Here is a 25,649-nt window from a genome sequence, read left to right on the forward strand (position 1 = left end):
CCGGATTCAAAAGGGGCGGTCCGGGGCGTCCGGGGTGGAGGCCCGCGCCGTGGCCTTGAGGTACCGCGCCAGCAACACCCCGGCGGCGACGCTGCCGCCGAAGAACAGGCCCGGATGCTGGCGGGCATAGTCCTCGACCTGCCCGAGCAGGGCGCGGGCGTCTTGTTGGCGCAGGTTCCCGGCGATCCGGTCCAGCGAATCCGCCGCCCGGCCCACCCATTGGGCCGGGGCCGGGCGCTGTTCCGAGCCTAGGTTCTGGGCGGTGCGGCGCAGGGCATCGACCATGCCGCCGAGTTCGGCGGCGGCGGCTTGCCGCTGGCCCTCGAACAAGGCCGCGCCGCGCTGCCGGGCCTCGTCGGCCAGACGCTGGGCTTGCTGCTTGATTTCGGAAGCCGCGCCCTGGGCTTCCCGCCAAGCTTCGGCCCCGGCGGTGCCGCCGCCGGGGTCCGCCGTGGTTCCGGTATTCCTGTGGATCATGGGGGTTCCCCGGTTGCCAATACCGCTCTCGTCCAATACATACCCCAGGCCATAAGCCCGGAATAATCCCACCGCAAAACCATGCGCCAGCCAAAAACCGCTGGATAAAAAAGCAGCGCTCAGAACATATCCAAGCGCTGTAGCCTTCGCCAATGATCTACTCAGATGGAACACGTATCCATTAGGATAGGGCGGCGGGCCGGGCTTCCCTGCCCCGCTCGCTCCCGGACCTATCGCAATCGGTCAATGCTTGATAGTCCAGTTGAAGTTATCGACCTGCCGCTCGGCCTCGTCGCGGGCCAAGCCATAACGTTCCTGGAGCAATCCGACCAGCTTTTCGTGTTCGCCGGCCACCTGTTCCAATTCATCGTCGGTCAAACGGCCCCATTGGGCTTTGACCGAACCTTTGACCTGATGCCATTGGCCTTTCACAACATCCCAATTCATAACCGGTCTCCTGGAGTATCTATTGATCGTCGAATATTCTTTCGACCGGAGGGAACCGCTAAAATTGCATCCATTCCGGTCCCCGGAAATACCTAAGTATGTTTACTAGATGATTCCACGGGGCTGGAAGGGTTTTATCCCGGATGGGATTCAGAATCGCTGCGTTCCAGGTGTTGGCGGGCCAGTTCGGAGAGGGCGGCGCGGATGGGGCCGAAGCTCCTGAGGACCAGGGTGTGGGCTTCCTGGTTGATGGCGGATTGGAGTTCGTCGGTGAGGAGGTTCTGGGCGCGGGACTGGGCGGTTTCGCGCAGGCGGCGTTCGCAGTCGATGAAGTAACGGCGGGCTTGCCGACCCTTCGCGTTGCGCTCGACCATCGCCGGTTCCTTCGCGGTGTCCAGGGTGACGTGATAGTCGGTGCGGGGGCGTCCGCGTCCCTGATTTTTATTTTTTGAGGAAATGCTCAAAAAATCGATGCCTTCCTCAAAACCATATTGCTCGATGCGCTCCTTGAACCAATTAACGAATTCATGGCCGCTTTCAAGGAAGTGATGGAGGTCGCGGGCATCGACGAATTGGACGGTTTGCCCGTTGAGTTCGCCGGTGAAGACCGGCACGAGATCGGTGCTGTGCATGATTACATCTCTCGGTGATAGGCAAGAACCTACCTCCGAATGATGCCAACCATGGGGAGGTAGGACTGAACGGAGTTGGCATTACCGGAGATGCTACGGCCAGCCTTGTGGCTGCTCCGCCCACCCGACTTTTCCATTTTAGGCCGGTTCCGAGTCCGGTTCATCCGGTCCGGGGGCGGTGGGCGGGACGATGTAGTCGTCGCCATCCACGACGTGGAATTCGCAGCGTCCGTTGCGGGTGCGGTAGACCTTGCCGACGGGGTCGCCCTTGTAGCCGAAGTTGGGGTTGAGACGGAAGGAGAAGGAACGGGCTTGTTTGGGGCCGCGGATGAGGATGCCTTTCTTTTCCAGCAGCGCCACGTACTTGGAAACATCCTGCTTGTGCAGTTTCAGTTTGTTGGCGATCTCGACCTGGGGGATGTGTATGAAATTCTCGAAGTCGAGGTGCGCCCACAGGTAGAGCAGGACTTTGAGGGATTTGCCCGTCAATTCATCGTCGGTCGCCAATTGGATCAGTGCGTCTTGGGCCAAGATGAACCACCTGTCCCCATAGCATTCCTTGATGGTGTTAAAGCCATGCCCGAGGGAATCTAAGGCTTCGAGCGCCGCCGCTTCTTCCACGCCCCTGAAAAACTCTCCGACCCGGCGTTCCGACGCCTCAGCCAACGCTGACAAAAGCCGCTTTTCGCTGGCGTGATAATCGCCGTGTGGCTCGGTGTAGAAGGCTCCTTTCACCGATAGGCCCAGCGCCGCTGCCGTGGCCTTGTGGGTTTTGCAGCGCTTGAAAACGTCCCGGCTCTTGCCGCCCTTCACGAAGCCATTGCTGAACAGTACGACATAGCAGTATCCCGTTTCGGTGTTCATCCCGGAGGTTCCTGTTGTGGGCCAAGGAGAGCTTTGGATTCTATCGAAGGCCGCGGCTTGCGTGGGGTTCTGCCGGAAGCGGCAGCGGACGGAGGCGAGGGGAACCACCGACTGGACTGGTTTTTACTGGTTGAACTCATGGCCGACATGTCCGCGCCGCAGGGCGCCCCCGGCGCGCGCGGATCACTTGAGCCGGATATCGTTTTTGACGGTTTTCACCCCGGCAACGCCGCGGGCGACTTCCACCGCCTGCCGGATTTCGCTGCGGGAACCGACGAAACCGCTCAATTGCACCACGCCCTTGAAGGTTTCGACATTGATATCGCCGGAACTCAGGCCCGGCGAATTGAGCAAAGCCGCCTTCACCTTGGTGGTGATGGCGCTATCGTCGATATATTCCCCGGTCCCCTCGGATTTCTGGGTCGGGGCGCAACCCGGCATAGCGGCCAGCCCCAGGGCCAGCAATAAGGCGGAACATAATCCAGCCCAGGTTTTCATGCGGAGACCTCCCATGCCAAACCGACCCCGGCCATCCGGGGCATCGCCCTAGGTTTTGACCGTGGTTTCGCCCGAGGTCGAAATATCCTCCGCGTTGGCCTGCTCGAAAATATCCTTGGCCTTATCGCGGGCCTCCGAGCTTTCGGTATGCACCGAAATCAAGGCGTTGCCGCCCTTGATCTTGCCCTCGTAGCGCTTGGCCTCGTATTCGGGTATCCCCATCCCGATCAAAGCCCCGGTCAAACTCCCGGCGGCGGCCCCGACGGCCGCCCCGCCCAAAGCGCCCATGATCGGCCCGGCGGCGATCAAGGGACCGACCCCCGGTATCGCCAAACTCCCGATACCCGCCAGCCAGCCCAGTATCGCGCCGACGCTCATGCCGGCCCCGCCGCCGATGGTCGCGCCCTCGGGTGCCTTGGTATGTTTCTCGTGGGCGAAATCCTGGGTGCCGGATTTATCCGGGAATAGCACCGAAATATCGTTATTGGAGAATCCGGCCAGTTTCAGCCGGTCCACGATCAATTCCGCCTGTTGCATATCCTGGGCGATGCAATATACCGCTTTCTTCATGATGGCGATCTCCTGGGGGCCGTTAAGGCGACTTGGGTTCGAGTTGGTTGTCCACTTGCTTCACGCCGCGGGTCTTCTCGGCGATGGTTTGCAATTTGGCTTTCTCGGCGGGGTTTTCCACCGGGCCGCGCAAAGTCACGAGGCCGCCGCGCACGATGATCTTGGCGTTATGGGCATCGACGGAAAGGGACTTGTCCTTGACCACGGTTTTGCGGATCGAGGCGGCGAGGTTGCGGTCGGCGCTGGATTCGTTTTGGTCTTCCGGCGTGACGGTATTGCCGCCTTGGTCGCGGGTGTTGCGTCCGCTGTTTTCTTGCGGGGCGGGTTGGGCGGCATGCCCGGACCGGGCGGTAGCGAAACCCAGGGTCGAAACCACCGCCAGGGTGGAGAGGAATAGGCTGAATCCTTTCGGCATAAATGGCTCCTGATCCTTGGCGTTCCAGCGTGCTGATGATAGGGGGCCGAAGATAGGCCGGGAATCCGGTGGAGTCTGTACGCTATCGCACAGACCTCCGGCACCGGGAATCCCCCAGGGGCTCAGCCCGGCCCGAATAGGTTATTGCCGAAGATCAGCCATAGCACCAACAGCACGCCCACCGGCACGCCCATGGCGTATAGGACCAAATAAGCCACCCGGCCCTGTTCGGCCCAGGGTGGATGGGGCGGATGCCTGAGCTTTTTCCACATGGAAACCCCCGCCGCCGTCACAGGCGGGTTGGGTTGGCCGGGGATTGGTAAGGCCGGTAATAGTTATTCACCTGGGCCATCCAATGGGGGTCGGCCATATCCGGCCAGGCGTCCTTGTCGAAACCGGGCGCGTTTTCCAAGGCCGCCGGATCGACGCCCAATTCGAAGCGCTTATTCACCGTGTCGAGCTTCAAGGCGTTCCAGGGCACGGCGAACAGCTTTTCCCCGATACCCATCAGGCCACCGAAGGACAAGACCGCGTAGGCCACCGAGCCGGTGCCCATATCCAGCATGATTTCCTTGATGTCGCCCAGGACCTCGCCTTTGGCGTTGCACACATCGTCCCCGATCAAGGTATCCGCCCCCATCAGTTTGGGGCCGGGTCCGGTCGATTTGTACATGCCATAGGTATCGCGTTCTTCGTAATTCATAACCACCTCCCGTCGCGACCGTAATCGATGAGAATCCCGCCGTCATGGCCGGGTTTGGTGCCGGCCAGCGATTACTTTTGAAAATACCGGATCGGCGCGGGTTTTTCGGTTGGGCAGCGCACATAGTGGGGAAACTTTCCAGGGGGATAGGGATTTCCACTTGGGCGGGCCGGGCTATTCCTCCGCCTTCGGTTGCCAATCGCCGGTTTCCGCGTCCTTTTCATAGCGCTTGCCGACCGTGCTCCAGGCGACTTTGTGGGCGCGTTCCTCGTCGTGCCCATATTCGGCCCAGGCGTGGTTATAGGCGGCCCGGTAAATCTCCTGGGCGTGCTTGGGGAGGCGGGCGCGGACATTCCCCGGCAGGTCGTCCAAATCCTTGTAGGGCATATGGCCTCCGGCGCGGCGGGCTCAGGGCAGGGGATGGGAACCCGCCATCTGGCGGCAGCTCTGGGCGCAGGCCCGGCAGGCCGCGACGCAGCGCTCCATGCCGCCGATGCGTTCGCAATCGTGGGCGCAGGCTTCGCAGACCTCGGCGCAGAGCCCGCACAGGCGGTGGTGGAACCTGACGCCGGACAACATGAAGTCCGCCGAGAGCCGGCACAGCTGGGCGCAACCCAGCATGAGGCGGAAATGTTCGGGGGCCACGTGTTCGCCGCCGGTTTCCAGGCAATGGTTCATGGCGGTTTCCAGGCAGATTTGGTGGCAATGGGCGCAGGCGTCGATACAGGCCCGCGTGGCTTCTTCCATCATCGCGTTGGTGGCTGGCATGGGACGGCCCTCCGGTTTTGGGGAAAAACGCGATTTAGCCTGGGAAACGGGGCGGGGGTCGGTGCGGTGGCGCACGTAGGGGGTTCATCCGCCCATCAGGTTTCCGCCTTCCGGCTCAGCCTGCGCCTCACATCGTCCCAGGATTCGCCGGGCCGGGCGTGCTTCTCGATTTCTTCCCGCGTGATTTCATGGGGTTGCGGCTGCTTGGGCTGTTGTGGCTTGGGTTGTTGCCATTTGGCGGCGAAGCCCAGGAATGCGCGGTCGTAATCCTGGGCGGGGCGTTTTTTCCCCGCGGCCCAGCCATCGAAAGCCTTCTTGCAAACGTAGGGATCGAGGTGCGGATAAAGCTCGCGGAACCTCCCGATGGTCGCGGGGCTCAATTCGGGCGCTCCGGCGGGCGGAGCGTTGGCGGTGGGCGTACCGTCGGCCAGCGGGGTTTCGTCCTTGAATTTGAAGGCGAATTCCAGCTTCTCCACCGAACGGCCTTTCTTGATGGTCTTCCACTGGATATCCAGCTGGCTCTTCTTGCGGAGTTCCTCCACGGCGGGATCGATGACCCGGGCTTTCAAATTGGAGAAGCGGTCGTATTGCTGCTCAAGCTCGAGCCATGTCTTGAAGTCTTCGAGCAGGACGGTTAACCGCCCGGTTTTCTTGTATTGCACGAGGAACTCGAACAAACGGATCGAGTAGGTCGAGCGCAGATTGGCGATTTGCTCAAGCTGGTAGGAGGTGAAGCGCTCGCGCAGCAAGCTGAGATAGGGCGCTATGTCGTAGCTGAAGCGTAATGTTACCCGGCTTTCGCCATTCTCATATTTGACGTAGGAGACCCAGCGGAAGCGCTCCCGCGCCTTGCCGTCATAGGTTCGGATATCGCGTTCGTACAGGGTGGTGGCGGCGTCTTCCAACTCCCGGTAGGCGTTTTTCATATCCAGCGAGAACATCGCGGCGAAGTCGGCCACGTTCACCGTGAACAAGGCATCCTTGGGCAAGGGCTGGCGGGAGTCCAGTTGCGCCACGCAGCACAGGACCAGGCGTTGTTCATTCAGGGTCAGGCGGTAACTGGCTTGTATCAAGGCATTCGCCTTGGTCACAACGAAACCTTTCAGTTCGGCCATCCTTTCCTCCAGCGATTTATTTTGCTACATAAAAAATTATTGTAGCAAAATAATGGATAACTCCGTGGATATCTTTGTGGAAAGGTTGTGGATAGCACCGTATTTTTGTAGCAGTTCACCGTATTTTTATAGGCGCTCAACCATGATTTTGTAATCGTTCGCCGTATTTTTGTAGCAGTTCGACCGGCGGAAAGCTTGCCGGTCGCGGGTTCCAGCGCCGGAAAACAAGGAGAAAAACAGGTTGAAAAAAGCGCGGCGCAGGCACCGTATTTTTGTAGCAATTGGCCGGGATTGGATCGAGGGCAACGCCCCGGAAACGGCGGCGGAGGATAGAGGCGGGCTAGCGTGGATACGGGTGCGACCGAAGCCACGACGGGAACGGAATCAGGGATATTCCGCCACCCAACGCCCCAACGCGGCGGCCGGATGGTAGCTGACGGAATAGCGCCGCTCGGCGCTGTCCACGAACCCGCCATGCGCCGTGACCGGACCTTCGCCCGGCACGGCGTTACGGCGGTCCCGGCATGGACGGCAACGCCCACAAACCCGGATGCCCTGGGCCGGGGTGGCCAATTCGGCGGCGGGCTCCTGTGCCATGGCCGGTGTTGTCCCTCAGCCGTCCTTGGCCCGTTGTCCTGAACCGAAGACCTGCCGCCGCAGGCCGGGACTCACCCCCAGGGCGATGCCCGCCACCAGGGCCATCAAAGCCAGATCGCGGGCCTTAATGCGGTTCTCGCCGAGCAACTCGGCGGCGGCGGCCCCCAGCAGGCCGGCCGGATGGCCGCTGTGTCCATGGAGTTCATGGGCGGGATGCGGGACCGGGGCCGACCGCGCGGCCTGGTCCGGCCCCCGGACGACGTGGACGGCCCACAGCAACATCAGCGCCGCCGCCAGGATGGCCAAGCCCCCCACCACCCCACCGGCCAGCCAGGGCGGCCAACCCGCCCGCAGCGAGCCATAACCCCCGGCGATGATCGCCGCCAGCCCTTCCAGCGCCGCCAGCAGGGCGAACAAGGCCAGCCCCGCGCCCAGCAGGGAACGCGACAGGCCGTGCCGCAGCCGGTCCTTCCCGGCGTTCAACCATTCCGCGAGCAGGGTTTGCGACATGGCGACCGTCAACGGCGGTTGCCGAGCAGGCTGCCGATGGCGAAACCGGCCCCCAGCGCGAAAAACACGCTGCTGATGGGCCGGGCTTCGATGTAATGCTCGAGGTTCTCATGGACGGCGCGGACCCGGTGGCGGGCTTGGTCGTAGACCGCCCGGCCCTGTTCCGCGCCCAGGTCCTTGACGGCGGTCATCAGATGGCCGAGATCGGCTTTCAGGGTGGATACCTCTTGCTGCAATTCCGCGCTCATTTGCTCGGTGGCCGTGGGCATGGGGGTTCTCCTGGATCGAACTGGTTTGGACTGGAATGCAATGCAACGATATGACATGACATGGCATAACGTGGCATGGCATGGAAGGATACCCGGACCCCGCGGGCTTCCGCCGCGACCGGACGGGACCGGGTGGGACGGGAGCCGGATCGCTCCCGCCGCAGGAACTCGCCGGCTCAGTGGTAGGAACGGCTGCCCACCAGGGTGCCGATGGCGAAGCCGGTGCCGAACGCCATCAGCACGCTGCTGATGGGCCGGGACTCGATGTAATGGCCCACTTGTTCCTGGGTCTGGACCGCCTGGCCCCGCACCGCGTCGCCCGCGTCCTGGGCGCGGGAGTAGAGTTGCTTGCCCTGTTCCACGCCCAAATCCTTGAGCGTGGTCATCAGTGTGCCGAGGTCGCCCTTGATGCTGGCGATATCCTGGCGCAATTGGCCCACGTCCGTGCCCACGTTTTGCATTTCAGCCATGACCGTTTCTCCTTGGTTGAAGGCCCGGCGGGGATGCCGGACCGGGTCCATGGCGGCGGGGAAGATGACCCGCCCGCGCCGCGCCACGGTGCCCTGGGGCACCGACGAGGCTTCGACCCCGCGCCCGCCGCCAAAGTTGCCGGGTCCGGCACCGATGTTCGGTGCGGTCCGCGGGAATCAGGAACCTTGCGTATGGCGGCGGGCCGGCCTTTGGGTCGCCGTTCCCGGCGAGGAGCCGCGCCTGGGCAAAGGCACACCCGAGGGGCCGGGCGGCCCGGCATAGGGTATGTGGCGGGGTATAGGGATAACCCATCGCCCTATGGGTATTTACCTTATAGGGAAACGGAAAGCTGGTTCCCGCAGACCTCGGCCATTTTACCCGCCGCCGCCGCGATTTTATTGGCGCAAAGATGGGCTTGCTCGGGGTCGTTGAAAAAGCCGATGACAACCCCGGCGGTCTGGTGGAAATAACCGGTCGAAGAGCGGATTAATTCGGCGATTAAAGCGTTCATAATAAGCTTCCTGGCTATCGGTAAAAGGCCGCTCGATCATCCTTTCGAGTGGCCGGTACGCCTTGGGGTGAATATGGCGCGGACGGGCGGGTAAGATTTACGACCGTTGTAATCGGTTATTTATCCGGGTTCGGTGCGGCGGCGTACACATAACCGCGCCGCGAAGATACGCGCGGCCCCGGCGCAACCCATCCGGCGGTTCGCGCCGGTATCGGGGCGCTTTCGCGCTTGCCGCTTTGCGGACACCGGCATAGGATTTCCCGGACACGAAAAAGGGCGCCGACCCCGCCAAGAGTTGCGCCCTTCCTCATTGCCTTTCAACCAAGCCCACCTGGGGAAGGCCCGATCTATGCCCGCCACCCGCGAAGGAGTACCAAGCAATGGCCGATGATACCTCAAACCCCTCCCCCAGTCGCAATCTCCAAACCTTCCTCGCGGCGGAAAAAACCGAAGCCGACGGCAAGCTGAGCCTCTTTGGCCGGGTCGCCGTGGACGCCGACCGGATGCAGGGCAAAATCCCGCGCTTCCACGAAGGCATGACCCTGGACGACGCCGTCCTCATCACCGGGCTTCCCAGGGAGGAAGCCGCCCGGCGCATCCAGGAGATGCGCGGCCACGACCACCCTGGGCGCTACGCCGCCACCCGGCTCGCGGTCGGCGCGGGCGAGCGCTTCCTGGCTGGACGGGACGCCGCCCCGGAGCCGGAGTGGCACGCCGACGGCGGTTCCGATGTCCACGCCAACCCGCCGGCACCGGCCACCACGGCCAAGGTGATCCGGTTCCCCTTGCCCTTTGGCGAGGATACCCGCGCCGTTTCCAATCCCCTGGCCCGGTGCGCCTTGTTCGCCGCCGTCAAGGAGCGGGCCTATTTCCGGGATTATGTCGTGGTGGGCATGGTGGCGGGCGTGAAGGTCGAGTTTTGCGGCGAGCAGTTCAACCAGGACGACCACGACACTTTTTTGCAACTGGTGAAAATGGCCCTGCACCAACCCTACGGGGCGGAGGTCGTGCAATCGGTCAACGCCATCCTGACCGGATTGGGGCGGCACACGCGCCAGGAACAACGCGCGCAGCTTTTCGAGCAGAGCAGCCGCCTGGTGCGCGGGACCGTGCGCTTGACCTTCCCGAACGGCCAACGCTACGAAGGGCATTTGGTCGACGACGTGACCACGCCGGAGGACCAAAAGGTCTTGCCGCGCCTGCGTCGGCATTTGTCCTACCGTCTCAATCCCCGGTTCGCCATGTTCTACGCGGAAGCCGCCTATACCCTGTTCGACTTCCGGCAACGGCTCAGAATCAAGGGGCGCGGTTCCGAGTTGGCGAAGTGGCTGCAACTCTGGATCGAAAGCAACGCCGAGCAATATCCGCACAAGGTCGAAACCCTCCACCAGAAATGCGGAAGTCAGACGAAGGATTTGAAAGAATTCAGACGGCAATTGCGCCGCGCCCTTGACCGTCTCGAAGAAACCGGAGTCATTAGCGCGTGGCATATCGATGCCGAAGACCTTGTGCATATCGAGCGGGCACCCAGCGAGGCGCAACAGAAACACCTGGCGCGGCGTGCGGGCCAGGTGCCCCCCAGGAAAGCCACGGCACCACGGTCGCAGGAAGTCCCGGCCCACCGATCCACCAGTCCCACAAAGCCGCTCAAACCGGCAACCTTGGAGAAATTCCGCGCCCTGTATCCGCGCCTGGACCCCTACGCCTGCCAAGCCGATTTCGACGCTTGGATGCACAGCAAGTCCACCCCGCGCAGCTATGACGCGGCCTTCCTGGGATTCGCCAAGAAATGGGCTGTCGGCAAGGGCTAGGGGTGCGGCTTTTCGGCTACCGCGGTGCGGCTTTTCGTCCACCGCGGTGCGGCTTTTCGTCCACCGCGGTGCGGCTTTTCGTCCACCGCGGTGCGGCTTTTCGTCCACCGCGGTGCGGCTTTTCGTCCACCGCGGTGCGGCTTTTCGTCCACCGCGGTGCGGCTTTTCGTCCACCGCGGTGCGGCTTTTCGTCCACCGAAACGCCGAAAAAAACGCAATTAACTGTTTGATTTTAAAGGTTTTTTAAAATCTAGGCGACCGCCTTAAATCAATCTAAATCGGGTTTGAATCAAGATCAAATCCGCGCGCACCCGCACCCGCGCACACACGCCCGCCCGCCCGCGCGCTGCAAACTGCGAAAGGCGCGGAACCCACCCGAAAACGGTCCGGCCCATGGTCCGATTCCCGGAAACCACCGCAACCCGGCCCGAAACGCCGCCTCCTCTGTCGAGTCCTTCGCGCCGGGTCGCGCTGGATGTCCGGTGCCAAAGGCCGGGATTCGCCCACGGAGCGGGCGCTGGCGGCTGCTGGAACGGCTGAGGCCCCTTAGGTCCATGCCCTTGGCTTTCCGTGGCCCTGCGGGCGTCCTGGGCGGTTCCAAGCGCACCGACGGCGTCCCTGTCCGGGATGGGCATAAAAAAGGCCGCGTGAGCGGCCTTTTCCACGTCCGATGGACAATGGTTGTTAAGTGTTAGGGGACGAACTTAACACGGCCCCGGCTGACGCGCGTTTCATCGCCCGCGTACCAAGTGCCCGTGCCTTCGGAATCGCGGACGAACGTCAGGCTGCTCCCATCCGGCGCCACGAAAATATGGTTGTGATCGCCGCTGCTATAGGTGATCTCGCCGGTGCAGTCGCTATTGATGGTGTAGGCGGACGTGACCTGCACCTGATGACCGTCGCTATCGGTCTCCTTGATGGCGCCCTTGCCCATGCCGTCGAAGGTTTCCATGCCCGCCGCGGCGTAAGGATTGCCGCTCTCATGGCCGGCCAGATGATAGACATACGTGCCTCTGAGCGCTTTCTGCGTGCACACGATATCGGCGGCGAAAGCATCGACACAAACCAGAGATCCAACAGCGCAGGCGAATGCTAAAGTGTTTTTTCTTATCACAACGATTTCCTCTTGAAGTAAAAAATCCAAGCTCCGAGCCACCAGGTCGCCCCGGTCTTCATCCCTCCAAAACCTGCAACTATCCGCATATCAGATAGTTTCAGTTTTTTTCAATGTAGTTCATTTTTAAATTTGTGCAATGGTTCGCGATAAATTCCGGCCGGCGCGGGGAACCGCCGCGTCCGGGCCTTAACGGCCCACGGCGGCGGACCGGCAAAAGCGCGGCGGAACCCCTTGGTATATAAACGATAAGCATGATTATCTTGGGCAACTATCCCTATCCATCCCGTCGGGAGCGATGGACCTGGGCCGGGAACGCCGCTTTGGGCATACTGCGCCCCCCACCATCGCCCCGAGGATATCCATGGCCCGCCGCCGCCTGACCACCCTGCCCGAACGCCGCCCGCCCACCTTCGACCTGGCCCGCGACGCCTGCGAAGCCCTGTTCCGCGAAACCGGGCTCACCCCCGGCACCGACGCCGTGGTCGAGCGCATCGGCGTCAACAACCGCCCGCTGGTCCGCAAGGCCATCGAGTCCTGGCTGCTGGACCTGCCCGCCCGCCTCTACCGGCGCGAGGATTTGCCCGAGGTGCCGCCCGAACTGGTCGGGCAGTTCCGGGGTTTGTGGGAAGCGGCGGTGCAGGCGGCGGACCGGCGTTTCGCCGAAGAACGGGCCGGGCTCCAGGCCGGAATCGAGGCCCGCGCCGCCGAACTGGCCGCGGCCCAAACCGCCCAGGCCGAGGCCGAGGCCGAGGCCGAAGCCGCCCGCGCCGAACTGGCCGGCCAGCGGGCCATCGCCGCCGCGCTGGAAGCCGGATTGGCCGGGGAACGCGAGACGGTCCAAGCCACCACCGCCCTGCTGCGCCAGGCCGAGGCCGAGGCGGCGCGGCGCGCGGCCCTGTTGGAGACCGAGCGCGGCCACGCCGCCGAGCGCATCGCCTTCCTGGAGGAGCGCATCGAGAAGGACAACGCCTGGTATCTGCAACGCATCGCCGAGGAACGCGCCGACGCCCGCCAGGAAGCCGCCCGCGAATTGGCCCGCCGCGACGATGAACTGGGGAGGTTGCGCCTGGACGCCGCCCGCCGCGATACCGAGCTACGGGCCTTGCGCGAGGAACTGGCGGGGCTGAAGGGCCGGGGCGAGGCGCAGGCGCAGGCGCTCGCCGCCGCCCAGGCCGCGCTGGAGGAGAAGACCGCCGCCCTCGCCGCCCTGGCCGGGGAGGCGGCGGCGATGCGGCGGGAAGCGGCGGACCCCGCCCGCCGCGCCGCCAAGCCCATCCCCAAGCGGGGCGGGGCCCAGCGGCGGCGGTGAGGGGTTCAGAGCGTGGCCAGGACCGCCTCGGCGCTGGAGACCTCGAACTTGCCGGGTTCCTCCACGGCGATGTGGCCGACCACGCCGTCGTCCACCACCATGGCGAAGCGCTGGCAGCGCACGCCCATGCCCTTGGCGGTGAGGTCGAATTCCAGGCCCAGCTTGCGGGTGTAGTCGGCGCTGCCGTCGGCCAACATGCGGACCTTGCCGTCCACCCCGAGTTGCTGGCCCCAGGCCCCCATCACGAAGCCGTCGTTGACGGCCACGCACCAGATTTCATCGACGCCCTTGGCCTTGAGTTCGTTGTAATGGGCGAGGTAGCCGGGGACGTGCTGGGCCGAGCATGTCGGGGTGAAGGCGCCGGGCAGGCCGAACACGACGATCTTCTTGCCCTGGGCCAGTTCCGCGACCTGGAGCGGTTGGGGTTTCAGCGGGCAGCCGGTGCCCGCGTCGAAGCCGGTGGATTCGCTGAGCGTGCCCTCGGGCAGGCGTTCGCCAACTTGGATGGTCATGGGATTCCCTCCTCGGTGTGTTGCGGTTGGAAAGCCGGGAGCATGACCCAGGCGGGGCGCGAAGTCAAAGCGGGCCGCGCCGGAAACCCTTGGAATATCATGGGTTTGGGCGCGGCCCGCATGGGCCGGGCGGACCGTCAGCGGGGGCGTCCGGGTTGCGGCGCGGGTTGGCCTTCGATCAGGGCGGTGACGCTGCCCGACAGTTCGGACAACAGGGCGGCGAGGGGCCGGAGGTCGTCGCAGTGGACCAGGCGTATCTGGTGCGGCGGGGCGTGTTCGACCAGGTCGGCGGTTTCGGCGGCGGTGCGGCCCTCGGCGAGATGGCGGCGGGCGCACTCGGTCAGGGTGAGGTTGAGTTGGCGGTGGGCCTCGGCGATGACGATGAAGGCCCGGCGGTTGATGGCGGCTTGGACGGGCGTGGGCAGGGCTTCGGGGGCCGGGTCGGGACGGGCCTGGGTCGCTATCGCATCATAGGCGCGGATGACCTTCACCTTGAAGGCGGGCGATATCCACATGGCGTAGTCGTAAACCATGTCCCTGTGGACGAATGTTCCAAGTTGTTGTTTCGATTGAATAGCGGGAATTCCCGCTTTTTCAAGCTCCTTAACCAAATCAATGACTTGCTTGTTTCTCAGCCACTCGCTGGGTTTATGCCTTGGCTGTCCCCCGGAAGCGCGGTGGAGGTCGTTCAGGCAATAGCGGCCTTGCTCATCTTGGCGGATAGAAATGTCGGAGATGGTCAGCGCCGTGGGCGCATTTTGGGCGGGGTGGGTCATGGGATTGCTCCTGGCCGAGGCTTGATGGAACCCCGTTTGTAGCGGGGTGGGCAGGAGCTACAAACCCAAGACCAGTTGGGCGGACTTCTTTCCCTCGCGGGTCTTGTATCCGTCGCACTCCCGCCCATCGGAAACCGGCAGGCATGGAAAAGCCTGCCCTGGTGGGAACGGCTGGGATTGGTCTGGGTGTTTGTAGCACCGGGGCGGGATTCTGCTTGGCCGTGGCGTGGATTGCAACCGGGGGCGCTGCCGGAAGCGGCAGGTGGAGGTGGGCTGGCAGGTATTGGAATTTTCGCGGGTTCCCAAGCCTTGCTGTTACTTGGGAACCCAGCCCCGGTCCGACCGTGGAATCCGTGCGATTGCGCTGTACTAATCGCACTTACGGCCCTACGTAGAAGCTAGTGGGTGACTTGTTCTACGGCTTCTCCTTCGGTACAAGACTCATTGAGTGGCAATTTTCAATTGTCGTTTTATATAGATGAACCTCTTGCTCAATTGGCAGCCGATTAGTAGCTGCCAAACTACACGCATTGAACAAGGATATACGAAGACATTCGATAGCTTCGGTCGATGTGGTTAATTTGACCGCCGCCGTTTTTTTATCCATCTCCAAATTCAATTTAGCCGTTTTAGGAGTTTCACCACCCGCAATAAATGCTTTGTCAACTTCAAGTATCGCGGGGGGCGATAGCTCACTACATATTCTTCCATCTGGATAGATCACCGCAAGGCGTCTCGTGGCATCGGTTATATTAATGCCAATTTTCTTGCCTGGCTCCACCTCAAATTCCCTGAAGCGGTCGGCACGGTCAAAAACAGTGCAGCCGCCTAAAATAGTAGTGACTAACAAGACACTAAATCTAGCTTTGTTATTGCTGTTCATAATTAATCCACCTGTCAGCAGATTACAAATTCACTCAAAGTTGACGCTTCTTTTAATAAAATTTCAACTGAGCGTTTTTGTATACTTTGCTGCTTGCATTATTCCTGACGACATGGAAAAGGCCGCGTCACGCGGCCTTTTCCATGTCGAGCCAGGAAATCTCATTCCCGCCCCGCCACCACCCGGAGCCGCCCGGACTCCCCTTCATCCCGGCCGGTCCAGCCCTCCGCCCTGAGCAGCCGGTCCAAAGCCTCCTCCAACAAGCCCCGCGCCCGCCCCGCCGCCCGCCGTAAACAGGCGTGCAGCTCGGCATCCTGGAGATCCTGGGTCTCGCATTCGCCGCTATACAGCTCGAACGCACCAAGCCGGAACAATAAATCCGTCAGATGCTGCGGGCACTCGCAGCGCAACCGGGTCGCGGATTGGGCCACGGCGGCCAGGGTTTCGCCATCGAAGCGGCGCGGCGGCACCGCCTCGGCCCACAGGCCCGGCTCGTTGGCGGCGGCGGGACGGTCGGGGCGCGGCCATTGGCAGGCTTCTTCGAGGGCGGCGGGGGTGGCCGGGGCGCGCAGCGTCACCACGCCCTGGCGGTTCAACTGTTCGAGCAGGCTCGAAGCCGCGAAGCCGTACACGACCACCACGCGCCGCGCCGAGGCCCGGAACGCCAATTCCCGCGCCCGTTCCGCCGCCGCCGGTTGCAGCGCGGGCAGTTCCAGCAGCAAGACCTCCGGCTGCAACACCAGCGCCGCCCGCTCGAAATCGGCGTGGCAGGTATACGCCCCCACGATGTCCAGCCCCGGCAGTTCGTCGCGCCAGCCCTCGACCAGGAACGGCAGCCCCTCGCCGTACACCAGCACCCGCGCCGGACCCTCGGGTTCCGGGCGCGGCTCCGGGGTTTCGGCCAGCACCTCGGCGTGGACCTTCATCCGCTCGCGCAGGGCTTCCTCCGGCAGGTACACCACCGAGCTGACCGCGTGGCCCTGGTCCACCAATTGCTTGATGAGTCCCAGGCGGGTGAGGTCGGCGCGGGTGTAGCCGCGGCGGTTGTTGTCGGGGCAGCGGCGCGGGGTGATGGCGTTGTAGCGGCGCTCCCAGGCGCGGAGGGTGTCCGCCGGGATGCCGGTCAGCCGCGACACGGTGCCGATGCTGAAGATGGGTTCGTCGGTGGTTTGAATCATGGTCGGCTCCCCTGGCGGGTGGCGGAGGTGGCTCGGGGAGGCGGCGGCGTTTGGAACGCCACCGGACTTCCCTGTCTAACCGGAAGGCCCGGATTCGGTTCGCTTGGACATGCTACGCAAAGGTTTTGTCCATGACAACCTGTTGACAATAAATTTGCTCCGTGCCATAACATGTTCAAAACATCGGCAACGCGCACGACCGATTGAAAAAGACGCCTCCCGAGGGCGCGAGCGTGCGACGAACACCACCCAGTGAGGCCCAACCATGACGACCCGCGCCCTGCACGCCTATTACTCGACCCACGCCGCGCCCGGCCCGCACCACCTCGACACCCTGGCCGGCCTGATCGGTCTGGAGGCCAAGAACGGCAAGCGCAACCGCGACGCGCTCATCAAGGCCCACACGGCGTTGAAGGACGCGGGGTTCCTGGCGGATTTCGAGGTGATGGAGGATTCGGTGCGGGTGAAGTTCGGGAGCGGGTATGGCGGGCCGTTGGCGGGGCGGGAGGCGGTGCGGAGGCCGGGCCTGAGCCTATGAGCGGCGAACCGGGTTATTGTTACGTCGTCCTGTTCAGCAATGGATTCGCGAAGGGCGGGAAGTCTAAAGACATCTTCAGGCGTTACAAAGCCCACAAGGCGAATTCCGCAGCCTATGGCATTTCGGTTAGAAGAACTTTCTATACCGCCCCTCACTTCGCTTACGATGACACCGAAAAGCGGCTGCTTGCCGCGTTGTCCGAAGTAGCCGAAGGACGTGTCGGAGAATATTTCCAGGGGGTAACGGAAGACGCGGCCCTAAAGGCTATAAGCGCCCTCGGATTTGAAGTGAACTATATAGAAGAACGCATGCTTGGCCTGCCAAGGCACGTATTTGGTAAGTTATACAAAGACCGTGAACTATGGGGACAACCCATAGCGATATTTTTCTATTTGATGAGCAAGATGGATTCCGAAAACGAAGTTTCCATACGCCAAGTAGATATCGCTAGAGCCCTGGATATAGACAAGCATCAAACCTGCAAAGCTATAAAAAAGCTGGTCGATAAAAGTGTGATTCTAAAAAACCCAGCGCTTGGTAAGACAGTGGGTTATAAGTTCAACACTCAATATGGCTGGAAAGGCGAAGCAGGGAATGTATAAAAAACCCGGAAATCCAAGCCGGTTTTAAAACTGATCGACGGCGGGAAATCGCAGGCTCCCACCGCTCCATCCATGCCATAACCCAAAGCCGCGAACAACACCGCCCCGTCCACCCCACTCCGAGAGGAACCTTTTATGAAGGACATGATGAAGAACGTTCTCCTATGGGTGGTGATAGCCGTCGTCCTGCTATCGCTATTCAACGGCTACGGCAAACGCACCCAAGCCGACAACACCATCTCCTATTCCAACTTCATCGCCGCCGTGAACCAGGGCAACGTGAAGCAAGTCAGCATCGACGGCATGACCATCTCCGGCATGTTGGGCGACGGCGACCGCTTCACCACCTACAGCCCCGGCGACCCCCACCTCGTCGACGACCTGTTGAAGAACCACGTCGATATCAAGGTCACGGCCCCCGAACACCCCTCCTTCCTGATGCAGCTGTTCATCTCGGCCTTCCCGATGCTGCTGATGATCGGCGTGTGGGTCTACTTCATGCGCAGGATGCAGGGCGGCGCGGGCGGCGGGGCCATGGGCTTCGGCAAGAGCAAGGCCCGCTTGATCGAAGAGGACAAGATCAAGATCACCTTCGGCGATGTCGCGGGCTGCGACGAGGCCAAGGAAGACGTGCAGGAGATGGTCGACTTCCTCAAAGACCCCTCGAAGTTCCAGAAGCTCGGCGGCCAAATCCCCAAGGGCGCCTTGATGGTCGGCCCGCCCGGCACCGGCAAGACCCTGCTGGCCCGCGCCATCGCCGGCGAGGCCAAGGTGCCGTTCTTCTCGATCTCCGGCTCCGACTTCGTGGAAATGTTCGTGGGCGTGGGCGCTTCCCGCGTGCGCGACATGTTCGAGGAAGCCAAGAAGCGCGCCCCCTGCATCATCTTCATCGATGAAATCGACGCCGTGGGCCGCCAGCGCGGCGCGGGGCTGGGCGGTGGCCACGACGAACGCGAACAGACCTTGAACCAACTCCTGGTCGAGATGGACGGCTTCGTCGGCAACGAGGGCATCATCATCATCGCCGCCACCAACCGCCCGGACGTGCTGGACAAGGCCTTGCTGCGTCCCGGCCGCTTCGACCGCCAGATCACCGTCGGCCTCCCCGACGTGCGTGGCCGCCAGCAAATCCTCAAGGTCCACATGAAGAAGGTGCCGGTGTCCGACAACGTCGAAGTCGAATGGCTGGCCCGTGGCACGCCCGGCTTCTCCGGGGCCGACCTCGCCAACCTGGTGAACGAGGCCGCGCTGTTCTCCGCCCGCTCCAACAAGCGCGTGGTGGACATGGAATCCTTCGAGAAGGCCAAGGATAAGATCCTGATGGGCGCGGAACGCCGCACCGCCGTCATGAGCGAGGAAGAAAAGCTCCTGACCGCCTACCACGAAGCGGGACACGCCATCGTGGGCCGCTTGGTGCCGGAACACGATCCGGTCTACAAGGTCAGCATCATCCCGCGGGGCCGGGCGCTGGGCATCACCATGTTCCTGCCGGAGCGCGACGTGTACAGCGCCAGCAAGCAGAAGCTGGAAAGCCAGATTTCCAGCCTGTTCGGGGGCCGGGTGGCCGAGGAACTGACCGTGGGCCGCGAGCGCGTCACCACCGGGGCGCAGAACGACATCGAACGCGCCACCAACCTGGCCCGCAACATGGTCACGCGCTGGGGCCTGTCCGACCGCCTGGGGCCGCTGGCCTATAGCGAGGAGGAGGGCGAGGTGTTCCTGGGCCGTTCCGTGACCCAGCACAAGTCTGTCTCCGAGGAAACCGCGCATCTGATCGACGAGGAAATCCGCTCGGTGATCGACCGCAACTACGAGCGGGCCGAGCGCATCCTGCGGGAGAACATGGACAAGCTGGAGGCGATGGCCCAGGCGTTGATGACCTACGAGACCATCGACCGCCACCAGATCGACGACATCATGGAAGGCCGCACCCCCGGCGCTCCCGATGGCTGGAACAACGACCAGAAGCCCGGCGGCGGCGCGACCGAGATCAAGCCCGCCCGTGGCGGCAAGGGCGTGAACGACGGCGGGAGGCCGGCGACGCAGTTCTGATAAGGATTCCTTCGATGGACATGGAAAAGGCCGCGTGAGCGGCCTTTTTCGTGTTTGGGGGGAAATGGTCCTAAGCGGTTTTTCTTGGCCTTGGTAAGGCTACAACCCTGCGACCACCACGCCCTTGGGATGCTCGCTTATTAGCTTTCTCCAAAGCAATCCTTGCCGCATCTTCGCCAGCTTCCCGAATAATTGAGTCCATTCCACCAGATTCAGCTATCCGAACATTCCTTGCTGCACCGCCATAAAGCCATTGTCCGCTTTTCTCGTCAAAAAATGGGGTTGTCCAGCTATCCATTTTTAGCTCCGCAATATTAATCAGACCTATTAAACAAAACCGCTCGACCTTTGGGTTCTACACCTTGCGCTTCCACCCGTTCGGCACATCTTACGCTCTTACGGTTCTGTTCGCTACAAGATTTTTACCAAAAAAATACGATAGATTTTTTTTAAAACCATCGTAGACTAAGCAAACACATCAATAGAGAGGCGACTACGATGGGAAGACCAGCAGGTTCAAAAAATGCGACTCCAGCACAGCTCCGCGAACGCGCTAAAGCCCTGCTAAAGGAAGCCAAGCTTAAAGAGAGGATCGCTAAATTAAAGGAGAAGAACAGACAGCTTTCTGATGGCTAATATGCGCCGGATATAGGAAAGCGCATCGTTTATGCTCCTCGCCCACAAGATCGAACTCAGACCCACGCCGGAACAGGCGGAATACCTGGACCGCGCCTGCGGGTCGAGGCGGCATTGCTACAACCAACTCCTGGCGCATTTCAAACAGACGGGCGCGAAGTGGTCGAAGTGGGCGGCTTACCAATTCTATATCGGCGAACTCCGGGTCCGGTTCCCGTGGTATGCGGAAGTCTCGGCCCGCGTTACGCGCAACGCCATCGACGACCTGGACAACGCTTTCAGGAATTTCTTCCGGCGGGTGAAGGCCGGGGAAAAGCCGGGTTTCCCGGTCTTCAAGAAGAAGGGCGTGCATGATTCGTTCGCCCTCCGGGAATCCGCCAAGTTCGATGTGGAGGGACGGGAACTCCGCATCGAGAAATTGCCGACCCGGATCAAGATGCGGCAACGGCCCCGGTTCACAGGGCCGACCAAGCAAGTGACCATCAGCAAGCGGGCCGGGAAGTTCTACGCCGCGATCCTGGTGGACACCCAGGACTACGACCCGAAAGCTCCGGACGGGGACATCGTGGGCGTGGATTTCGGGGTGAAGTCCTTGGCGGTCCTATCCACGGGCGAAACCGTCCCCGCCAACCAGAAGTTGAAGGCCGGTTTGAAAAGACTGGCGAGGCTACAAAGAAACCTGTCGCGCAAGCAAAAGGGCAGCAACCACGGGGCGAGAGCCAAGCTCAAGGTTGCCAAGCTCCACGCCCGCGTCTCCAACCAGCGTAAAGCCGTCATCCACGAACTTTCCGACCAATTGACGCGGCGGTTCAAAACCATCGTGATCGAGGATTTGAACGTGAGGGGCATGGTGCGGAACCGGAGCCTGGCCCGTGCCGTGTCGGATGCGGGATTCGGAACGCTCCGCGCTGCCATCGAGTACAAGGCTGCGTTGCGGGACGTCACCGTGGTCGTGGCCGACCGCTGGTTCCCGTCCAGCCGGACCTGTTCCGGTTGCGGTCAGCTCCATGACATGCCGCTGTCGAGGCGCACCATGGAGTGTGATTGCGGATTAAGCCTGGACCGCGACCTGAACGCGGCCCGGAACCTCGAACAGTATGGTCGCCGCACGCTACTCGGAGACCTTAAACGCACGCAGGAGACCGGTCAGACGGGTTCGCCCGCACGGTCGTTGACGGCGTGAATATAGTATTTGATCGGGTTTGATAGCTTTGATCAGCTATTTAGTAGCGGCGTCTATCGCCTCGATCCTCGGGATATGCCGCCCGCCCTCGAACGGCGTTTCCAGGAAGGTCTGGACGATCTCCTTGGCGGTCTCGATATCCACGATCCTCTGGCCGATGGCGACGCAATTGGCGTCGTTGTGCGAGCGGGTCAGGAACGCGGTTTCCTGGTTGAAGGCGTAGCCGCAGCGGCAACCCCGCACCCGGTTGGCGACGATGGCCTCGCCGTTGCCGCTGCCGCCGAGGACGATGCCGCGCTCCACCTCGCCTTTCACCACCGCCTCCGCGCAGGGCCGGATCCAGGTCGGGTAGTCCGTGCGCTCCTCGCCGAAGCAACCGTAATCCACGACCTCGTGGCCGAGCGTGGCGAGCCAGGCGCGGAGCGCCTCCTTGTGGGCGAAGCCCGCGTGGTCCGAAGCGATGCCGATCTTCATGGGTGACTCCCTCAGGTTGTGGGGCCGGGGCGGCCCGGGAGCCGCGAGTGTAGCGCCTCCGCCCCGCCACCGTCGCCGGGTAAATCCACATGGAATAATATCATTCCATGCGAAACTATACGGATTCATGCGCCGCGATATGGAATCGCACGATCCCATCGCATATCGGATACCGGCAGGATGGGCCGGGACGGCCTGGAAGCCTTGGATTTAGGGCTTCCGCCGCCACCGGATGCCGGGCAAATGCGCATGGAATAATATCATTCCATGTCAATCTATACGGACTCATCTGCCGTGGTATAGAATCAAGCGATTCCATAACACACCGGACGATATGATCATCCTGATAGGCGGGGAAAAGGGCGGCACCGGCAAGACCACGCTCGCCACCAACCTGGCCGCGTTGCGGGCGCTGGCCGGGCGCGACGTGCTGCTGATCGACACCGACACCCAGGGCAGCGCCAGCGACTGGGCGCAGCAGCGCGGCGACGGCGGCGCGCGGCGCGTCGCCTGCGTGCAGAAGTTCGGGAAGGGCTTGCAGGCCGAGGTGCTGGACCTGGCCGGGCGCTACCAGGACGTCGTCATCGACGCCGGGGGCCGCGACTCGGTGGAACTGCGCGCCGCCCTGGTGGTGGCCGGGCGGGCCTATATCCCGGTCCAGCCCTCGCAGTTCGACCTGTGGACCCTGGACCGCATGGACGGGCTGGTGGGCACGGCCCAGGGCTTCAATCCCGGCCTGGAGGCGCGGGTGGTCCTCTGCCGGGCCTCCACCCATCCCGCGGTCGGCGACCGCCGCGACGCCGCCGAGCTCATGGCCGACTTCCCCCATCTGGCCCTGTCCGCCACCGCCATCCACGACCGCGCCGCCTACCGCAAGGCGGCGCGGGAGGGCCTGTGCGTGGAGGAACTGAGGCCCAGGGACGCCAAGGCCGCCGAGGAAACCCTAGCGCTCTACCAGGAGGCATTTAGTGAGTAAGTTCACCCGCAAACCCAGGCCCGCCCCGGCGGTCGAGGATTTCATCGCCGGGTCCGGTCCGGGCCCGGACCGGACGGATGATTCCGAACCATTCGATACCATATCAAGCGATTTCAAACCGGATCATCCGGTATTCGGGCAGATATTGGCGGTCCTCTCCCAAATATCTGATTCCATTGATAAAAACTCCAACCCAGATAGGCCGAGAACCATGGATAACACCGTTTCATCCAATATCATATCATCTGACACCCTATCATCAGATACGGTGGGATACCCCTGGGAACATCCGAGGGTGCGGCACGACGTGCAGAAGGTCTACAACCTGAGGTTGCCGGAGCCTTATCTGCTGAAGCTGAAATTCATCGCCGGCAACACGCCGGGCTCGATGCAACGCTTCTGCCTGGACGCCCTGCTGCCCGCCATCGACGCCGAGATCGAACGGCTGACCGGGAAGCCGGGCTAGGCCCGGACCGGGGCCGGAAAGTTATCCACAGTTCGGGTTTAGAGTGGGGAAAACTCGGGTTTTGAGTGGGAAAAGTTATCCACAGTTCGGGTTTAGAGTGGGGAAAACTCGGGTTTTGAGTGGGAAAAGTTATCCACAGTTCGGGTTTAGAGTGGGGAAAGTTCGGGTTTAGAGTGGGGAAAGTTCGGGTTTAGAGTGGGAGGAAGTTCGGGTTTAGAGTGGGAAAAACGGTTCGCGGAAAATCGCTGGAAGCCGCGCCGCATAAGGCCCGCGGCGATTTCGGCGGCAATGCGCTAACCGTATTTTTAACCTTTTTTTTAACCGTCTTTTAACCGCGCTCCGTAGCGAAAATAGCGATTCGACCCCGAAACCCCGGCCCGGGCCATGCCGCGGACCGCCCGCGCCCTGGGTTTCCCCAAGGTTCGGGAACGTCCCCAACCGGCCCGGAAACCGGACTCTGGCATTCAGGCCCGGACGACATAGACCAAATCCTTCTCGATCTTCCAGGACACCAGGAAACCCACCGTCCTCAACGCATCCAACGCCGCCGCGACCTTTTCCCTGAGGTGGTCCAGGCGCTCCATGGTCAACCCGGCCCCTTCCCGGATCGTTTCCAGCTTCACCGGGAACGGCTCCCTGTGGCTGGCGAAATAGCCGTGCAGCCAGGACGCCAGCCCGCTGGGCAGGGCGAGGCGCTGTTCCCATTCGACCTGGGTGTAATGGACCTCGCCGAAGAACTCGACCATCTCCGGCGCGATCCTGACCTGATAGGTTTTCAGGGCGTGGCCCTCGGCGTTCTTCCAGCGGAAGAACGGGATCATCGACAGGCTGAGCCCTTCCTTCAGGCGCTTGCTGTAGACGCCCAGGGCGGTGGCTTGCAGGCGGGTGATGCAATCGCGCAGGCGTTGGTAGCTTTTGCCGGAAGCGTCCCAGCCCACCGCCTTGCAGAAGGCGTGGGGGCCGAATTCCACCAACTCCCCCGGCGGCGTGTTGCGGGCGAGGTGGATGAGGTGCAGCCAGACGGTCTCGTCGTCCTGGCGCAGTTCCTCGCCGGTGTAGGTGATGCTGCCCTCGCCGATGACGTAGATATCGACGTTGGCGAGATATTCGCGCTTCTGCTTGCGGTTGCGGGCGTTGAACAGCGCGGACCGGACGATCTCGTTGGGCGCTCCGCGCTGGGATTCCGGCCAGAACGGCAGGCGGATGATTTGCGCGGTCTTGGCGGGCGCGGGGTTTTGGGGTTTGGGCGGGGTGCCGCTTTTGCCGGCCTCGGCGCGTTTGCGGGCGATGCGGCGGGCGGCGGCTTCCCAGGATTCACCGGGCAGGGCTTCTCTCTCGATGTCTTCGGGTGTAAGGGGGGGATGGTCGCGTTGGGTCATGGCGGATACCTCGCGGGGGTTTTTGCCTTGGGCCACCGCCGTGGGGGCCGGAAGGGCGAGTTTACCCGCCCGCGCCATCGATGTTCCCCGGCCCATACGGGGCGTGGGACGGGGCCGTCCACCCGCCGCCGACCGCCGGGGCCGGGGCGGGCAGCAGGCGCTCGAATTCGCGCCGGACCACCGGATAGCATTCGCAGACCCTCGCCTCCAGGCCGGGCCGGTCCAGCACCGTGATATGGCCCCGGCTGTAGTCGATCAACCCGGCCCGCTGCAATTTCCCGGCGGCCTCGGTCACGCCCTCGCGGCGCACGCCCAGCATGTTGGCGATCAATTCCTGGGTCATGGCGAGCTCGTTGCCGGACAGGCGGTCCAGGCTCAACAGCAGCCAGCGGCAAAGCTGTTGGTCCACGCTGTGGTGGCGGTTGCACGCCGCCGTCTGCGCGGTCTGGATGATGAGCGCCTGGACATAGCGCAGCAGCAGCCGGGACAGCGGGCCGTCGCGGGCCGCTTCCCGCCGCAGCAGCGCCGCCCGCAGCCGGTAGGCGTGGCCGGCGCTCTGCACCACGGCCCGGTTGGGCATGGTGTTCCCGCCGGTGAACAAGGCCACGCCGACCAGCCCTTCCCGGCCCACCACGGCGACCTCGGCGGATTCGCCGGTCGCCATCACATACAACAGGGATACGATGCTGTCGGTGGGGAAATAGGCGTGGCGCAATTCGCCGTCCGCCTCGTACAGCACCTTGCCCAGGGGCAGGGCGACCGCTTCCAGGTGCGGGGCCAGGCGCTCGTATTCGGCTTGGGGCAGGGCGCGGAGCAATTGGTTTTGGCGGGGGGCGTGCGGATTAACCATGTGCAATCCTGTGCGCGGGCCGGTCGGGATGGCGGGGCCGCGCCGCCCGGCCCGCCACCG

The 25,649-nt window shown here is 62.7% G+C and carries 34 protein-coding genes; 9 read left to right on the plus strand and 25 right to left on the minus strand.

All coding sequences use genetic code 11. From position 1 onward, the window contains the following. Nucleotides 1-6: 6 nt before the first annotated feature. The 16 genes from K5658_RS22545 to K5658_RS22620 form a co-directional block, all read right to left on the minus strand. On the minus strand, nt 7-477 hold the full coding sequence (locus tag K5658_RS22545; RefSeq protein WP_221067347.1) for a hypothetical protein: 471 nt from the start codon (nt 475-477) through the stop codon (nt 7-9). A gap of 243 nt (nt 478-720) precedes the next feature. Then, complete coding sequence (locus K5658_RS22550; protein ID WP_221067348.1) at nt 721-924, minus strand: CsbD family protein; 204 nt, start codon at nt 922-924, stop codon at nt 721-723. Between the two features lie 134 nt (nt 925-1,058). Next, nucleotides 1,059-1,556, minus strand: coding sequence for an antA/AntB antirepressor family protein (locus tag K5658_RS22555; protein WP_246628704.1), 498 nt, complete (start codon nt 1,554-1,556; stop codon nt 1,059-1,061). Between the two features lie 138 nt (nt 1,557-1,694). After that, nucleotides 1,695-2,420, minus strand: a complete 726-nt coding sequence (locus tag K5658_RS22560) for a helix-turn-helix domain-containing protein (RefSeq protein ID WP_221067349.1) — start codon at nt 2,418-2,420, stop codon at nt 1,695-1,697. Between the two features lie 183 nt (nt 2,421-2,603). Beyond that, nucleotides 2,604-2,918 carry a BON domain-containing protein gene (locus K5658_RS22565; protein ID WP_221067350.1) on the minus strand — a complete coding sequence of 105 codons (315 nt, stop codon included), beginning with the start codon at nt 2,916-2,918 and terminating at the stop codon, nt 2,604-2,606. 48 nt (nt 2,919-2,966) lie between these two features. Next, on the minus strand, nt 2,967-3,488 hold the full coding sequence (locus tag K5658_RS22570; protein ID WP_221067351.1) for a hypothetical protein: 522 nt from the start codon (nt 3,486-3,488) through the stop codon (nt 2,967-2,969). Nucleotides 3,489-3,510: 22 nt separating this feature from the next. Continuing rightward, nucleotides 3,511-3,903 (minus strand): BON domain-containing protein, encoded by a 393-nt coding sequence (locus K5658_RS22575; RefSeq protein ID WP_221067352.1) that lies wholly within the window; start codon nt 3,901-3,903, stop codon nt 3,511-3,513. A gap of 122 nt (nt 3,904-4,025) precedes the next feature. Continuing rightward, entirely contained in the window at nt 4,026-4,175 is a 150-nt protein-coding gene (locus tag K5658_RS22580; protein WP_221067353.1) for a hypothetical protein, read from the minus strand. 17 nt (nt 4,176-4,192) lie between these two features. Then, entirely contained in the window at nt 4,193-4,606 is a 414-nt protein-coding gene (locus K5658_RS22585; RefSeq protein WP_221067354.1) for a PRC-barrel domain-containing protein, read from the minus strand. 174 nt (nt 4,607-4,780) lie between these two features. Beyond that, nucleotides 4,781-4,993 carry a ChaB family protein gene (locus tag K5658_RS22590; RefSeq protein WP_221067355.1) on the minus strand — a complete coding sequence of 71 codons (213 nt, stop codon included), beginning with the start codon at nt 4,991-4,993 and terminating at the stop codon, nt 4,781-4,783. 21 nt (nt 4,994-5,014) lie between these two features. After that, the gene (locus K5658_RS22595; protein WP_246628705.1) at nt 5,015-5,374 is read right to left on the minus strand and encodes a four-helix bundle copper-binding protein; all 360 of its coding nucleotides are present in this window, start codon (nt 5,372-5,374) and stop codon (nt 5,015-5,017) included. Nucleotides 5,375-5,469: 95 nt separating this feature from the next. Further along, complete coding sequence (locus K5658_RS22600; protein WP_221067356.1) at nt 5,470-6,489, minus strand: replication initiation protein; 1,020 nt, start codon at nt 6,487-6,489, stop codon at nt 5,470-5,472. A gap of 384 nt (nt 6,490-6,873) precedes the next feature. Continuing rightward, complete coding sequence (locus tag K5658_RS22605) at nt 6,874-7,086, minus strand: hypothetical protein (RefSeq protein WP_221067357.1); 213 nt, start codon at nt 7,084-7,086, stop codon at nt 6,874-6,876. Between the two features lie 15 nt (nt 7,087-7,101). Next, nucleotides 7,102-7,596 (minus strand): hypothetical protein, encoded by a 495-nt coding sequence (locus K5658_RS22610; RefSeq protein ID WP_221067358.1) that lies wholly within the window; start codon nt 7,594-7,596, stop codon nt 7,102-7,104. A gap of 8 nt (nt 7,597-7,604) precedes the next feature. Then, entirely contained in the window at nt 7,605-7,865 is a 261-nt protein-coding gene (locus tag K5658_RS22615; protein ID WP_221067359.1) for a hypothetical protein, read from the minus strand. Nucleotides 7,866-8,041: 176 nt separating this feature from the next. After that, the gene (locus tag K5658_RS22620; RefSeq protein WP_221067360.1) at nt 8,042-8,335 is read right to left on the minus strand and encodes an ElaB/YgaM/YqjD family protein; all 294 of its coding nucleotides are present in this window, start codon (nt 8,333-8,335) and stop codon (nt 8,042-8,044) included. Here K5658_RS22620 and K5658_RS22625 point away from each other — a divergent pair. Beyond that, the gene (locus K5658_RS22625) at nt 8,334-8,618 is read left to right on the plus strand and encodes a hypothetical protein (RefSeq protein WP_221067361.1); all 285 of its coding nucleotides are present in this window, start codon (nt 8,334-8,336) and stop codon (nt 8,616-8,618) included. The genes K5658_RS22620 and K5658_RS22625 overlap by 2 nt on opposite strands. A gap of 49 nt (nt 8,619-8,667) precedes the next feature. On the opposite strand, the gene K5658_RS22630 is transcribed toward K5658_RS22625, so the two are convergent. Then, entirely contained in the window at nt 8,668-8,847 is a 180-nt protein-coding gene (locus K5658_RS22630) for a hypothetical protein (protein ID WP_221067362.1), read from the minus strand. A 380-nt stretch (nt 8,848-9,227) separates the two neighbouring features. Here K5658_RS22630 and trfA (K5658_RS22635) point away from each other — a divergent pair, with 380 nt between their 5' ends. After that, nucleotides 9,228-10,658 (plus strand): plasmid replication initiator TrfA, encoded by a 1,431-nt coding sequence (trfA, locus tag K5658_RS22635; protein WP_221067363.1) that lies wholly within the window; start codon nt 9,228-9,230, stop codon nt 10,656-10,658. 691 nt (nt 10,659-11,349) lie between these two features. Here the strand turns inward: trfA (K5658_RS22635) and K5658_RS22640 are convergent. Then, nucleotides 11,350-11,802, minus strand: coding sequence for a hypothetical protein (locus tag K5658_RS22640; RefSeq protein WP_221067364.1), 453 nt, complete (start codon nt 11,800-11,802; stop codon nt 11,350-11,352). 334 nt (nt 11,803-12,136) lie between these two features. Between K5658_RS22640 and K5658_RS22645 the strand changes: the two genes are divergently transcribed. After that, on the plus strand, nt 12,137-13,084 hold the full coding sequence (locus K5658_RS22645; protein WP_221067365.1) for a DNA-binding protein: 948 nt from the start codon (nt 12,137-12,139) through the stop codon (nt 13,082-13,084). Between the two features lie 5 nt (nt 13,085-13,089). Here the strand turns inward: K5658_RS22645 and K5658_RS22650 are convergent, their stop codons facing one another. From K5658_RS22650 to K5658_RS22665, 4 genes are all read right to left on the minus strand, one after another. Then, on the minus strand, nt 13,090-13,596 hold the full coding sequence (locus K5658_RS22650; protein WP_221067366.1) for a peroxiredoxin: 507 nt from the start codon (nt 13,594-13,596) through the stop codon (nt 13,090-13,092). Nucleotides 13,597-13,733: 137 nt separating this feature from the next. Continuing rightward, nucleotides 13,734-14,372: a KilA-N domain-containing protein gene (locus K5658_RS22655; RefSeq protein WP_221067367.1), complete on the minus strand. Its 639-nt coding sequence runs from the start codon at nt 14,370-14,372 to the stop codon at nt 13,734-13,736. A gap of 415 nt (nt 14,373-14,787) precedes the next feature. Further along, on the minus strand, nt 14,788-15,255 hold the full coding sequence (locus K5658_RS22660; protein WP_221067368.1) for a hypothetical protein: 468 nt from the start codon (nt 15,253-15,255) through the stop codon (nt 14,788-14,790). A gap of 161 nt (nt 15,256-15,416) precedes the next feature. Next, entirely contained in the window at nt 15,417-16,433 is a 1,017-nt protein-coding gene (locus K5658_RS22665) for a MerR family transcriptional regulator (RefSeq protein WP_221067369.1), read from the minus strand. A 265-nt stretch (nt 16,434-16,698) separates the two neighbouring features. Between K5658_RS22665 and K5658_RS22670 the strand changes: the two genes are divergently transcribed. The 4 genes from K5658_RS22670 to K5658_RS22685 all read left to right on the plus strand — a co-directional run bounded on the left by K5658_RS22670 (nt 16,699) and on the right by K5658_RS22685 (nt 21,444). Further along, nucleotides 16,699-16,971 carry a hypothetical protein gene (locus tag K5658_RS22670; protein ID WP_221067370.1) on the plus strand — a complete coding sequence of 91 codons (273 nt, stop codon included), beginning with the start codon at nt 16,699-16,701 and terminating at the stop codon, nt 16,969-16,971. Further along, nucleotides 16,968-17,573 carry a hypothetical protein gene (locus tag K5658_RS22675; RefSeq protein WP_221067371.1) on the plus strand — a complete coding sequence of 202 codons (606 nt, stop codon included), beginning with the start codon at nt 16,968-16,970 and terminating at the stop codon, nt 17,571-17,573. Before K5658_RS22670 ends, K5658_RS22675 begins: the two co-directional genes overlap by 4 nt. A 144-nt stretch (nt 17,574-17,717) precedes the next feature. Then, nucleotides 17,718-19,625 (plus strand): ATP-dependent zinc metalloprotease FtsH, encoded by a 1,908-nt coding sequence (gene ftsH, locus K5658_RS22680; protein ID WP_221067416.1) that lies wholly within the window; start codon nt 17,718-17,720, stop codon nt 19,623-19,625. A gap of 667 nt (nt 19,626-20,292) precedes the next feature. After that, nucleotides 20,293-21,444: an RNA-guided endonuclease InsQ/TnpB family protein gene (locus K5658_RS22685; RefSeq protein ID WP_221067372.1), complete on the plus strand. Its 1,152-nt coding sequence runs from the start codon at nt 20,293-20,295 to the stop codon at nt 21,442-21,444. 36 nt (nt 21,445-21,480) lie between these two features. Here the strand turns inward: K5658_RS22685 and rpiB are convergent, their stop codons facing one another. After that, nucleotides 21,481-21,918 (minus strand): ribose 5-phosphate isomerase B, encoded by a 438-nt coding sequence (gene rpiB, locus K5658_RS22690; RefSeq protein ID WP_221067373.1) that lies wholly within the window; start codon nt 21,916-21,918, stop codon nt 21,481-21,483. Between the two features lie 334 nt (nt 21,919-22,252). On the opposite strand from rpiB, the gene K5658_RS22695 reads away from it, so the two are divergent. Both K5658_RS22695 and K5658_RS22700 read left to right on the plus strand, forming a co-directional pair. Beyond that, on the plus strand, nt 22,253-22,894 hold the full coding sequence (locus K5658_RS22695; RefSeq protein ID WP_221067374.1) for a nucleotide-binding protein: 642 nt from the start codon (nt 22,253-22,255) through the stop codon (nt 22,892-22,894). Nucleotides 22,895-23,189: 295 nt separating this feature from the next. Continuing rightward, nucleotides 23,190-23,360 carry a hypothetical protein gene (locus K5658_RS22700; protein ID WP_221067375.1) on the plus strand — a complete coding sequence of 57 codons (171 nt, stop codon included), beginning with the start codon at nt 23,190-23,192 and terminating at the stop codon, nt 23,358-23,360. Between the two features lie 464 nt (nt 23,361-23,824). Here K5658_RS22700 and trfA (K5658_RS22705) read toward each other — a convergent pair whose 3' ends face one another. Together trfA (K5658_RS22705) and K5658_RS22710 are read right to left on the minus strand one after the other, a co-directional pair. Continuing rightward, nucleotides 23,825-24,739, minus strand: coding sequence for a plasmid replication initiator TrfA (trfA, locus tag K5658_RS22705; protein ID WP_221067376.1), 915 nt, complete (start codon nt 24,737-24,739; stop codon nt 23,825-23,827). Between the two features lie 61 nt (nt 24,740-24,800). Continuing rightward, nucleotides 24,801-25,589, minus strand: a complete 789-nt coding sequence (locus K5658_RS22710; RefSeq protein ID WP_221067377.1) for a Crp/Fnr family transcriptional regulator — start codon at nt 25,587-25,589, stop codon at nt 24,801-24,803. Nucleotides 25,590-25,649: the final 60 nt, after the last annotated feature.

It is taken from the genome of Methylomagnum ishizawai, assembly GCF_019670005.1.
GTDB classification, from domain to species: Bacteria; Pseudomonadota; Gammaproteobacteria; order Methylococcales; family Methylococcaceae; genus Methylomagnum; species Methylomagnum ishizawai.

Bases quoted from the DNA above. Each gene is read 5' to 3' on its own strand.
- K5658_RS22695 (WP_221067374.1), top strand. From the start codon at position 22,253: ATGATCATCCTGATAGGCGGGGAAAAGGGCGGCACCGGCAAGACCACG.
- trfA (WP_221067363.1), top strand. From the start codon at position 9,228: ATGGCCGATGATACCTCAAACCCCTCCCCCAGTCGCAATCTCCAAACC.
- K5658_RS22575 (WP_221067352.1), bottom strand. From the start codon at position 3,903: ATGCCGAAAGGATTCAGCCTATTCCTCTCCACCCTGGCGGTGGTTTCG.
- K5658_RS22620 (WP_221067360.1), bottom strand. From the start codon at position 8,335: ATGGCTGAAATGCAAAACGTGGGCACGGACGTGGGCCAATTGCGCCAG.
- K5658_RS22665 (WP_221067369.1), bottom strand. From the start codon at position 16,433: ATGATTCAAACCACCGACGAACCCATCTTCAGCATCGGCACCGTGTCG.
- K5658_RS22580 (WP_221067353.1), bottom strand. From the start codon at position 4,175: ATGTGGAAAAAGCTCAGGCATCCGCCCCATCCACCCTGGGCCGAACAG.
- K5658_RS22655 (WP_221067367.1), bottom strand. From the start codon at position 14,372: ATGACCCACCCCGCCCAAAATGCGCCCACGGCGCTGACCATCTCCGAC.
- K5658_RS22650 (WP_221067366.1), bottom strand. From the start codon at position 13,596: ATGACCATCCAAGTTGGCGAACGCCTGCCCGAGGGCACGCTCAGCGAA.
- K5658_RS22565 (WP_221067350.1), bottom strand. From the start codon at position 2,918: ATGAAAACCTGGGCTGGATTATGTTCCGCCTTATTGCTGGCCCTGGGG.
- K5658_RS22595 (WP_246628705.1), bottom strand. From the start codon at position 5,374: ATGCCAGCCACCAACGCGATGATGGAAGAAGCCACGCGGGCCTGTATC.
- K5658_RS22675 (WP_221067371.1), top strand. From the start codon at position 16,968: ATGAGCGGCGAACCGGGTTATTGTTACGTCGTCCTGTTCAGCAATGGA.
- trfA (WP_221067376.1), bottom strand. From the start codon at position 24,739: ATGACCCAACGCGACCATCCCCCCCTTACACCCGAAGACATCGAGAGA.
- K5658_RS22550 (WP_221067348.1), bottom strand. From the start codon at position 924: ATGAATTGGGATGTTGTGAAAGGCCAATGGCATCAGGTCAAAGGTTCG.
- K5658_RS22555 (WP_246628704.1), bottom strand. From the start codon at position 1,556: ATGCACAGCACCGATCTCGTGCCGGTCTTCACCGGCGAACTCAACGGG.
- K5658_RS22585 (WP_221067354.1), bottom strand. From the start codon at position 4,606: ATGAATTACGAAGAACGCGATACCTATGGCATGTACAAATCGACCGGA.
- K5658_RS22605 (WP_221067357.1), bottom strand. From the start codon at position 7,086: ATGGCACAGGAGCCCGCCGCCGAATTGGCCACCCCGGCCCAGGGCATC.
- K5658_RS22600 (WP_221067356.1), bottom strand. From the start codon at position 6,489: ATGGCCGAACTGAAAGGTTTCGTTGTGACCAAGGCGAATGCCTTGATA.
- K5658_RS22570 (WP_221067351.1), bottom strand. From the start codon at position 3,488: ATGAAGAAAGCGGTATATTGCATCGCCCAGGATATGCAACAGGCGGAA.
- rpiB (WP_221067373.1), bottom strand. From the start codon at position 21,918: ATGAAGATCGGCATCGCTTCGGACCACGCGGGCTTCGCCCACAAGGAG.
- K5658_RS22545 (WP_221067347.1), bottom strand. From the start codon at position 477: ATGATCCACAGGAATACCGGAACCACGGCGGACCCCGGCGGCGGCACC.
- K5658_RS22625 (WP_221067361.1), top strand. From the start codon at position 8,334: ATGACCGTTTCTCCTTGGTTGAAGGCCCGGCGGGGATGCCGGACCGGG.
- K5658_RS22560 (WP_221067349.1), bottom strand. From the start codon at position 2,420: ATGAACACCGAAACGGGATACTGCTATGTCGTACTGTTCAGCAATGGC.
- K5658_RS22685 (WP_221067372.1), top strand. From the start codon at position 20,293: ATGCTCCTCGCCCACAAGATCGAACTCAGACCCACGCCGGAACAGGCG.
- K5658_RS22615 (WP_221067359.1), bottom strand. From the start codon at position 7,865: ATGCCCACGGCCACCGAGCAAATGAGCGCGGAATTGCAGCAAGAGGTA.
- ftsH (WP_221067416.1), top strand. From the start codon at position 17,718: ATGATGAAGAACGTTCTCCTATGGGTGGTGATAGCCGTCGTCCTGCTA.
- K5658_RS22710 (WP_221067377.1), bottom strand. From the start codon at position 25,589: ATGGTTAATCCGCACGCCCCCCGCCAAAACCAATTGCTCCGCGCCCTG.
- K5658_RS22610 (WP_221067358.1), bottom strand. From the start codon at position 7,596: ATGTCGCAAACCCTGCTCGCGGAATGGTTGAACGCCGGGAAGGACCGG.
- K5658_RS22590 (WP_221067355.1), bottom strand. From the start codon at position 4,993: ATGCCCTACAAGGATTTGGACGACCTGCCGGGGAATGTCCGCGCCCGC.
- K5658_RS22660 (WP_221067368.1), bottom strand. From the start codon at position 15,255: ATGAACAGCAATAACAAAGCTAGATTTAGTGTCTTGTTAGTCACTACT.
- K5658_RS22670 (WP_221067370.1), top strand. From the start codon at position 16,699: ATGACGACCCGCGCCCTGCACGCCTATTACTCGACCCACGCCGCGCCC.
- K5658_RS22645 (WP_221067365.1), top strand. From the start codon at position 12,137: ATGGCCCGCCGCCGCCTGACCACCCTGCCCGAACGCCGCCCGCCCACC.
- K5658_RS22630 (WP_221067362.1), bottom strand. From the start codon at position 8,847: ATGAACGCTTTAATCGCCGAATTAATCCGCTCTTCGACCGGTTATTTC.